This window comes from Paracoccus sp. DMF (genome assembly GCF_004407025.1).
GTDB lineage: Bacteria > Pseudomonadota > Alphaproteobacteria > Rhodobacterales > Rhodobacteraceae > Paracoccus > Paracoccus aminovorans_B.
Map to the genome: position 1 here is coordinate 1 of NZ_SOKV02000057.1, position 8495 is coordinate 8495.

The 8495-nt window shown below is 66.7% G+C and carries 12 protein-coding genes; 10 read left to right on the forward strand and 2 right to left on the reverse strand.

The genetic code is table 11. The features are described from left to right. Positions 1-269: 269 nt before the first annotated feature. From E3D03_RS18225 to E3D03_RS18265, 9 genes are all read left to right on the forward strand, one after another. Positions 270-1280: a tyrosine-type recombinase/integrase gene (locus tag E3D03_RS18225; RefSeq protein WP_263568121.1), complete on the forward strand. Its 1011-nt coding sequence runs from the start codon at positions 270-272 to the stop codon at positions 1278-1280. 10 nt (positions 1281-1290) lie between these two features. Further along, positions 1291-1713, forward strand: a complete 423-nt coding sequence (locus tag E3D03_RS18230) for a hypothetical protein (protein ID WP_263568122.1) — start codon at positions 1291-1293, stop codon at positions 1711-1713. Then, positions 1710-2063, forward strand: a complete 354-nt coding sequence (locus E3D03_RS18235; RefSeq protein ID WP_263568123.1) for a DUF6180 family protein — start codon at positions 1710-1712, stop codon at positions 2061-2063. The genes E3D03_RS18230 and E3D03_RS18235 overlap by 4 nt, the downstream gene beginning before the upstream one ends. An 84-nt stretch (positions 2064-2147) precedes the next feature. Then, entirely contained in the window at positions 2148-2720 is a 573-nt protein-coding gene (locus E3D03_RS18240; protein WP_263568124.1) for a hypothetical protein, read from the forward strand. A 209-nt stretch (positions 2721-2929) separates the two neighbouring features. Next, a complete protein-coding gene (locus E3D03_RS18245) occupies positions 2930-3643 on the forward strand; it encodes a hypothetical protein (RefSeq protein WP_263568125.1) in 714 nt (237 codons plus the stop codon). Next, entirely contained in the window at positions 3640-4497 is an 858-nt protein-coding gene (locus E3D03_RS18250; RefSeq protein WP_263568126.1) for a glucose 1-dehydrogenase, read from the forward strand. Before E3D03_RS18245 ends, E3D03_RS18250 begins: the two co-directional genes overlap by 4 nt. Positions 4498-4511: 14 nt before the next feature. Beyond that, on the forward strand, positions 4512-4721 hold the full coding sequence (locus tag E3D03_RS18255; RefSeq protein WP_062560446.1) for a hypothetical protein: 210 nt from the start codon (positions 4512-4514) through the stop codon (positions 4719-4721). Between the two features lie 162 nt (positions 4722-4883). Continuing rightward, positions 4884-5696: a photosystem reaction center protein H gene (locus tag E3D03_RS18260; protein ID WP_263568127.1), complete on the forward strand. Its 813-nt coding sequence runs from the start codon at positions 4884-4886 to the stop codon at positions 5694-5696. A gap of 195 nt (positions 5697-5891) precedes the next feature. After that, positions 5892-6383, forward strand: coding sequence for a ferritin-like domain-containing protein (locus tag E3D03_RS18265; RefSeq protein ID WP_263568128.1), 492 nt, complete (start codon positions 5892-5894; stop codon positions 6381-6383). 75 nt (positions 6384-6458) lie between these two features. Here E3D03_RS18265 and E3D03_RS18270 read toward each other — a convergent pair whose 3' ends face one another. Together E3D03_RS18270 and E3D03_RS18275 are read right to left on the reverse strand one after the other, a co-directional pair. Further along, the gene (locus tag E3D03_RS18270) at positions 6459-6932 is read right to left on the reverse strand and encodes a sigma-70 family RNA polymerase sigma factor (RefSeq protein ID WP_263568129.1); all 474 of its coding nucleotides are present in this window, start codon (positions 6930-6932) and stop codon (positions 6459-6461) included. 99 nt (positions 6933-7031) lie between these two features. Beyond that, positions 7032-7205, reverse strand: a complete 174-nt coding sequence (locus E3D03_RS18275) for a hypothetical protein (RefSeq protein WP_263568130.1) — start codon at positions 7203-7205, stop codon at positions 7032-7034. A 279-nt stretch (positions 7206-7484) separates the two neighbouring features. On the opposite strand from E3D03_RS18275, the gene E3D03_RS18280 reads away from it, so the two are divergent. Next, a partial coding sequence (locus E3D03_RS18280) for a hypothetical protein (RefSeq protein ID WP_263568131.1) occupies positions 7485-8495 on the forward strand: 1011 nt, incomplete at its 3' end.

Sequence of the window (8495 nt, forward strand, 5' to 3'; positions counted from 1 at the left end):
CCGACACCCTGCGCGAGGGGAGGGGAGCATGAGGCTGCTAGGGGCGCGCGATTGCAGCGGCATCATGCGTCGCGCCAGGATCCAGGAGGATAGAGGGTGATGGGACGACACGAACAGATCGCGGCGCCTTACACGCCCGAAACGCTTGCGGATCGCTGGGGCGTGACCGCAAATGCCGTCAGGAAGAAATGCGCTGCTGGACAGCTCGCGCACTTCCGCTTTGGGAAGCTCTATCGAATTCCCGCCCATGTTGTTGAGGAATATGAGAAATGCCTGATATCAGCATCGGACGACTGCGCGGCGGATACTGCGTCTACTGGATCGGCAGCGATGGCAAGCGAGTTCGGCATCAGCTTAAGGCACGCACGAGAGCGGAAGCCGAAGCCGAAGCCATAGATGTGTTCCGCGCCAAGAGGTTCGCGGAATCGCAGACCGGCGCGACGGTCGCGGAGATCTGGGAAGAATACCGCCGCGACCTGGGCGACAAGCCGACGGCAACGACCATGAAATTTACCGGCAAGGCCGTCCTCGCCCATTTCGGCCACTACAGGCCGGATCAGATCACCACCGAGCTATGCCGGTCCTACGCCAGGAACCGCATGGCGGCTGGCATCTCCCAAGGCGCGGTTCATACCGAGCTGGGCCACCTGCGCAGCAGCATGACCTTCGCGGAACGGAACCGCATGATCCAGGCAGCGCCGCATATCGAGCGCCCGCCAAAGCCGACGCCGAAGGAGCGGTTCCTGACCAAGGATGAGGTGGCGCGCCTGATCGAGAGCGCGGAGGCCCCGCACATCGGCCTCGCAATCCACCTGCTCTTTGCCACCGCTGGTCGTGTCGGCGCGGTGCTGGACCTGACGTGGGATCGCGTCGACATGGACCGCGGCATCATCAATCTGCGCCTTGAGGACGCCCGCACGCGGAAAGGGCGCGCTATCGTGCCGATTAACAAGGGCCTCATGGCGGCGCTGCAGAACGCCAAGGGCGCCGCCCTGTCGGATTATGTTGTCGAATGGGGCGGAAAGCGGGTCTCGACCATCCGGAAGGGCTTTGAGGGTGCTGTTCGTCGTGCGGGCATCACCGACGTGACGCTGCACACCATCCGTCACAGCGCCGCGGTGGCCATGGTTTCGAGCGGCATCCCCATCGTCCAGGTCGCTCAGTATCTCGGGCACAGCAATACGGCCATCACCTTCTCGACCTATGGTCGGTTCGCGCCCAGCCATCTTGCCGGCGCAGCGGAGGCCCTGGAGTTCGTCAAGCTGCGGTCGGTGAAGTAGGAGGAACGAAGTGACCATTGGTTCAATGAACGGCACAAAACGAAAACAGGGCACGCAGGTGGCATTTCCGGTTCAAGAAAAAGCAGTCATTTCACGCAGGAACCGCAGGTTAGCGCACGGCCCGTTTGTTCACATCGAAGATGTCAGCGGTTCAAATCCGTTATCGCCCACCATGTTTCCGAAGGCGCTAAGGCAGGTTTTACAACCGCTTAGCGCCATTTCATACCTATCCCGAAATCTTGTAACCATTTCCGAAGATGTCGGCGGTCACCACGCGGTCACCGGAATTCGGACGACGGTGTCACCGGTAGCCTTCAGCGGCAAGGCCAGAGGCTCGGAGCATTCCCGCCGCGGCAAAACGGCGATGGGTGACTGCGCAGCCCGACGCAGTGTCATCCGATACTGTTTTCAAGTGATGGAGATTTTTACATGAACCATTCGCAATGGACGCTCGCCGCGATCAGCGTGTTGGGCTTTGCCGCTCCCGCCTTGGCGCAGGAGGCGGATTTCAACCTGATCTATCACGTCGAGCGCACCCCCGCCGCGCAACTGAGCATCGAGGCCTGCGGCCAAGCCGTCGTGGACGCCGCCACCCAGGCCGGGCTGCGCAGCGCCACCCAGAGCTATCCCGATCAACTGGTGACCGTCAGCGGAGGGGAAGATTCTTTAGGCGCTTTCGTCGTGCAATGCATCGCGGTCGGCGACACCACGGTGAGCGTGGTCCAGGGCATCGACTATCGCCAGCAAAAGGGCGCCCCGCGAAAGCTGTCGGCGGCCGGCTGACTTCCGCCGAGAGCTGACCAACGCCTCGCGATGCTACGACTTTTGGTTGATAGTGTCCGCCGAGGACAGGTGCAGGAGGGGGCAATGGCACGGGAACCCATTTCGGTCATGGTGGTCGAGAACGACTATTTCCTGGCCAGCAAGCTGGCATCGGAAATCCGGCAAGGCGGGGATCATGTCATCGGCCCCTTCGACGACATCCACGACGCGATCAATTGCACGCCGCTGGCACAGGTCGCGATCCTGAACATTGGATCGAGCGACGACTTCGCGGTGGCGGACTCCTTGCTTCACAACGAGATTCCCTTCGTTTTCCTGACCGGCTGCGGCTGCGAAGTCATGCCCCGGCAGTTTCGCGACCAGCACATCTATACCAAGCCGACCACGACGCCGATCATGCTGGCGGACCTGCATGCGCAGCATGCGGCGATCGAGGCGCAGCGGCTGCCCAGCATCGAGACGGTGGTGCACGAGCTGCTCGGCGAGGCGCGCGCGCTGATCCGCGATCCGGGCGCGGCCGAGCGGCTTGTCGAATCGGTGCTGAAACAGGCCATCGCCCATACGCACGCCGGCCTGCCGGGCTGCAGCCGGCGGCAGCATCTGCAAGACCTGCTGCGCGAGGAATATCGGCTGCACCGCCGCCGCCATCTGTCGTAGCCCGCGCCGCGCCGCCCGTGATCGCCACCCGGGCTCGCTGCACGGCCGGGTGACGCTTCGGCCGCGGATGGATCGTGCCTGCCGGTGCACGGCCCCTCGCGGCCGATCTTCGGCGTCGGATCGGGCGACAAGCCGCTGGGATATCGCCCTGCGCGGGAACAAAGCAGCGTCCCGCAGGTTCGCCTTGCATGGGAAAAGGAGGGCTCACCATGACACGTCCTGTCTCCATGGCGCGCTTCGACCTGGCTTGGCCATGGGCCGGAGTTCTGGCCTCGGTGCTCTCGGGGCTGGTGCTGTTCGCGCTCAGCCTGCAGCGCGGCCTGCCTGGGTGGATGCCCCTGAATGCCACGACCCAGGCCTTTTACGGCCCCGAGGTCGCCGGCATCCAGGCGCTGGACCTGGCGCATACCGGGCTTGGCGCGGCGATCCACGTCCTGGCCTGTGTCTTCTGGTCCGGGGTCGCGGTACTGCTGCTCCGCAAGGCGGCGCGCGGCGGGTATCGCCTGGCCTGGCTGGCCGGGCTGGTCACCGCCGCCATCGCGGGCCTGGTGGATTACGGGCTGCTGCCCGAGCGGCTCAGCCCGGGCTGGCATCTTGTGCTGCCGCCGCTGGGCGTAGCCTTGGGCTTTGCCGCCATGGGCGTGGGAATCGCCCTGGGACTTTGCCTGGCGCATGCGCGCGGGCGGCCCGAGACAGTGGCCATGCCCGTGACACCGCCGCGCCGGGCGCCGCCGCCGCTTGCGACAGCGCCGGGCCCGCCGGATTCGGCGCTGGAGGAAATGCGCCATCCGGCGCCGCATGTCCTGGACCAGCGCCAGCAGCGCATCGACCCCACCGACGCCGTGACCGACGATCCCAACCGCCAGGGCAATGGCATGAAGCAGCCCGGCAATCCCGAAATCGACGAAAGGCCCGACCGATGACCGATTATCCGAAGCCCCCCTTCCCGAAACAGCAGCAATCCCTGCCCGGCAGCTTTCGCAAGATGGACCCGGTCCCCGACCACGGCGAGGAAAGCTGGCGCGGCGCCGGCCGGCTTCAGGGCAAGGTCGCCCTGATCACCGGCGGCGACAGCGGCATCGGCCGCGCCGTCGCCATCGCCTATGCCCGCGAGGGTGCCGACGTGGCGCTGTCCTGGCTGGACGAGACCGAGGATGCCGCCAGCACCGCGGAACTGGTGCGCGAGGCGGGGCGCGAATGCCTGTCGATCGCCGGCGACATCGCCGACCCGGAGCATTGCCGCCAGATCGTCGCCCAGGTGGTCGAGCGCTTCGGGCGCCTGGATATTCTGGTCAACAATGCCGCGCATCAGCGGCTGTTCGACAGCATTGAGGAGATCACCGACGAGGAATGGCGCCACACCTTCGCCGTCAATATCGACGCGATGTTCCACCTGACCAAGGCGGCGGTGCCGCATATGCCCAAGGGCAGCGCCATCATCAACACCGCCTCGATCAATGCCGACAAGCCGAATCCCGGCCTGCTGGCCTATGCCACGACCAAGGGCGCGATCCAGAACTTCACCGCCGGCCTGGCGCAGATGCTGGCCGAACAGGGCATCCGCGTGAACGCGGTCGCGCCCGGCCCGGTCTGGACGCCGCTGATCCCGGCCAGCATGCCGCCCGATGACGTGGCCAATTTCGGCAAGAACTATCCGATGAAACGCCCGGCCCAGCCGGTCGAGCTGGCCTCGGCCTATGTCATGCTGGCCGAGCCGATGTCGAGCTATGTCTCGGGCGCCACCATCGCCGTCACCGGCGGCGCGCCGATGATCTGAGAAGGAGCACCAGGATGAACAACCGGCTTCTGCTGCTGTTCGGCGGCCTCGCGCTGGGTCTTGCCTGCGCGGCGGCCTGGAACGCCCCGCGCCGGCCCGCGCCCTATCCCCGCATCCGCGCGGCCGGCCGGCGGGAGATGGAGGATCCGCCCCGGCACTGGGATCAGGTCGACGAACAGGGCGACGAATCCTTTCCCGCCAGCGACCCGCCCGGGAATTACTGACCGCCACAGCGACCAAAAATCCCTGCCCTGCCGGGCTGCTGGGGCGTGGACGGCGCCTGGCCGCCCAGCCGCATGGCGTCCCGCCGCCGGGCAGGAAAGCGGGAACATTCCGGGCCCTTGCCGGTTCAGCCCTCCCGCAGCATGAACAGCAAGGAGAAAGAGATGAGACAGCTACTGCTCAGCACCGCCGTCCTGGCGGCTCTTGGCCTGGGGGCCGCGCAGGCCCAGGATGCACCCGCCCAGCCCGCGCCCGCGCCCGCGACGCAGGAGAGCGCACCGGCCGCCACCGCTGCCCCCACCATCGCGCCGCCCGAAGGCTATGTGAACAGCGACGCCGTCCTGACCACGGACAACCTGCAAGGCGCAACGGTCTATGATGCCGCCGGCGACGATATCGGCGAGGTGCATGGACTGGTCTTTGCCGACGGCAGCACCTCGCTGGGCGAGGCCGATGCAGCGGCACCGGCCGCGACCGACGCGGCCCCTGCAACAACCCCCGCCCCCGCGACAACCCCCGACCCCGCAACGACACCCGACCCCGCGACGACCCCCGACCCCGCGACCGGCGCCACCGGCTCGGAAAGCACCGGCATGGCAGGGGCGCAGACGTCAGACGTGGCCAAGGATAACGACTCGACCAACAAGGCCAGCGGCACCGACACCGGCGACAATGACCGGATCGAGAACGTCGGTTCGGACAGCAGCACGGTGACGCCGACCGATGCCACCACCCCTCCGGCGCAAGAAGCCGCCGGGAGCACGCCGGCTGGCGGGACTTCGGTCGACATCAGCCATGCCATCATCGACGTGGGCGGCTTCCTGGGCATGGGCGAGCACCGCGTCGCGGTGCCGGTCGATGACCTGGTGGCCTATAGCAAGGATGACGACCTGCGCATCTACCTGCCTTGGACCCGCGAGCAGCTGGAAGCCCTGCCCGAGTTCGACGAGGACGGCCCCGCCCCCGTAAGCCAGTGATCGCGCCTGTCCTCTTCGGACCCGCAAGCGCGCAGCCGGCGCGCACTGCGACCCGGCCGGCCGCCTGCGACAAGCGCCACGCCGGAAAGTCGCCGACCGGCGTGGACTTTGCTGGGAACATTTCGCCCCCTGGCAGGTTCCATCTGCGCGAAACCGTCCGGTCCCGCGCCGGGCTTCACCAGGAAGGAAATCCCGATGGCTGAGAAGCTTCTTGACGATCTGTTCCACGAGACCCTGAAAGACATCTACTATGCCGAGCGCCAGATTCTGAAGGCGCTTCCCAAGATGGCGCGCGGGGCGCAGTCCGAGCGGCTGCGCGAGGCTTTCGAGAAACACCGCGAACAGACCCAGACCCATGTCGAGCGTTTGCAGCAGGTGTTCGAGATCCTGGGCAAATCGCCGCGCGGCAAGACCTGCCCGGCCATCGACGGCATCATCGAGGAGGGCGAGGAGGTCATGTCCGCCTTCAAGGGCGCCCCGGCGCTGGATGCCGGCCTGATCGCCGCCGCGCAGGCGGTCGAGCATTACGAGATCGCCCGCTATGGCACGCTGCGGCAATGGGCGCAGCAGCTGGGCCTGAAGGACGCGGCCGACCTGCTGTCCCAGACGCTGGACGAGGAATCGCAGACCGACGAGCTGCTGACCGAGATCGCCGAAAACGAAGCCAATCGCGAAGCGGCGGCCTGACCGCCGGCTTCCTGCAAAGAAGCGGCCCCGCCTGTCAGGCGGGGCCGTTTTCGCCAGCGCGTCGCCGGCGCGTCGTCACAGCGTCGGTTCCAGCGCCTTTCGCAGGATTCCGCGCGCGCGGTTCACCCGGCTTTTGATGGTGCCGATATCGCAGTCCAGGATCAGTGCCGCGTCGATATAGGTTTCGCCCAGGGCGCCGACCAGGATGATCGCCTCGCGGTAATGCACCGGCATCTTGTTCAGGGCGTCATGCAGCTCGGTCGCCTGCATGTGCCATTCCTGGTCGGGCTTGACCTGCGGCACCAGCGAGGCGCAATCGGCGGCCCCGGTGCGCTCGCGGGCGGATTTCTTGCAATTGGTGAAAAAGCGGTTGCGCATGATGGTGAAAAGCCAGGCGCGCATATTGGTGCCTGGCTGATACTGGCGCGCGTGCTCGATGGCGCGCAACAAGGTTTCCTGCACCAGATCGTCGCCGTCGAGCGATGACCTGCAAAGCGCGCGCGCATAGGCTCGCAGCGCAGGAATATAGACAAGTATGTCGTCTGACATTGCAGCCTTCGCGATCATCGGGTGATAGCCGGGACTCAATGCCTCAGGCGGGGGATAGTTCCGCCGCCTCTGGCCGACAACCGGCCGGTGCGGCGGCGTTCAGCCTTCCTTGATCTCGCGACTCAGGCGCGCGTTCTGCAGCGCCTCCTCCAGACGCTTCGCCAACTGGCGCAGACGCGGGGAAATCGGCTCCTTCTCCGTCTGCACCAGCAGTTCGGAAAGCGCCTTCTCGAGTTCGGGGTCCACGCGCTGCCCGCCGTCGCCATTGGCCATCTGAGATTCCATTACTCCTCGAAACTTAGCTTATTTTAATCTGCTTGCGCGCAATGGCGAGCCTTTCGAATCGATTTTCCGCAACTGTTGCAGTTCGGGTCGGCCATTTCCCGCGACAGCCGCCACGCAAGGCCGAAGGCGGGCGTTTTCAGGGGCTTGCCGCAAGGCCCGAAACACCCGCCGCGGCATCGCCCGTGCTGCCCGGCAAGAACGCATTTTTGCGCGGGAACATTCGCGCCGCGCACCGGTTCAACCGCCCCACAGCATGGAGGCGATGACATGGCGCGTGAGACCGAGACCCCCAGCACTACCCCGGACCCATCCGAGGACGCGACGCCCCAGGACGACGGCACCCCGTCCGAGTCGCCAGCCACCGGCGCACAGAATCAAGAGGCCGGCGACGACGGCTTTGCCCTGCTGCGCGAACATCACAAGACGCTTCGCGCGCTGCTTGGCGAGGCCGCCGAGGTCAGCGATGCCGCGACGGCCGAGGACGTGCTGCCGAAACTGGCGACGGCTTGGGCCGATCATGCCCGGGCGCATGGCTGGCTCTACGACGCCGGGATCAAGGCCGGATTGCAGGAATTTCCCCTGCTGACCGATCTCGCCGTCGAGACGGACCTGGTGTCCTTCCTGCTCGGCCGGGCCGGGCAGGATCTGGACGAGGCGCTGCAACCGGCGGCGCTGCGGGTCTCCACCCGGATGATCCGCGAAATCATCGAACGCGAGGAGAAGCCGCGCAGCGGACTTCTCGCCAAGGCCAAGGCGGCCGGGGTCGAACCCGCTGCCCTGGGCAGGCGCATCAGCGCCCGCACGAAGACGCCGTCCCGCGCGGACGGCGAGACCAGGCCGCAACTGCGGCACCTTACGGCAAATCAGGAGGACATCATGCCGAGGAACTCGAACATGCCGGAACGCGACGACCGCGGACGCTTTGTCAGCGACGACGATTATGGTGGCCGTGGCGGTTCCGGCGGCCGGGGCCGTGATGACGACGACCGCGATCGCGACAGCCGCGGCCGCTTCACCAGCGACCGCGACGATGACCGCTATTCCTCGCGCGGGCGTTCCTCGCGCCGGGATGACGACGACCGCGACCGTGACAGCCGGGGCCGCTTCACCAGCGACCGCGACGACGACCGCTATTCCTCGCGCGGGCGTTCCAGCCGCGACGACGACCGCGACCGCGACAGCCGGGGCCGCTTTACCAGCGACCGCGACGACGATCGCCGTTACGCGGCCTCGCGGCGCGATGACGACGACCGCCGCAGCTATTCGCGCGGCCGCACG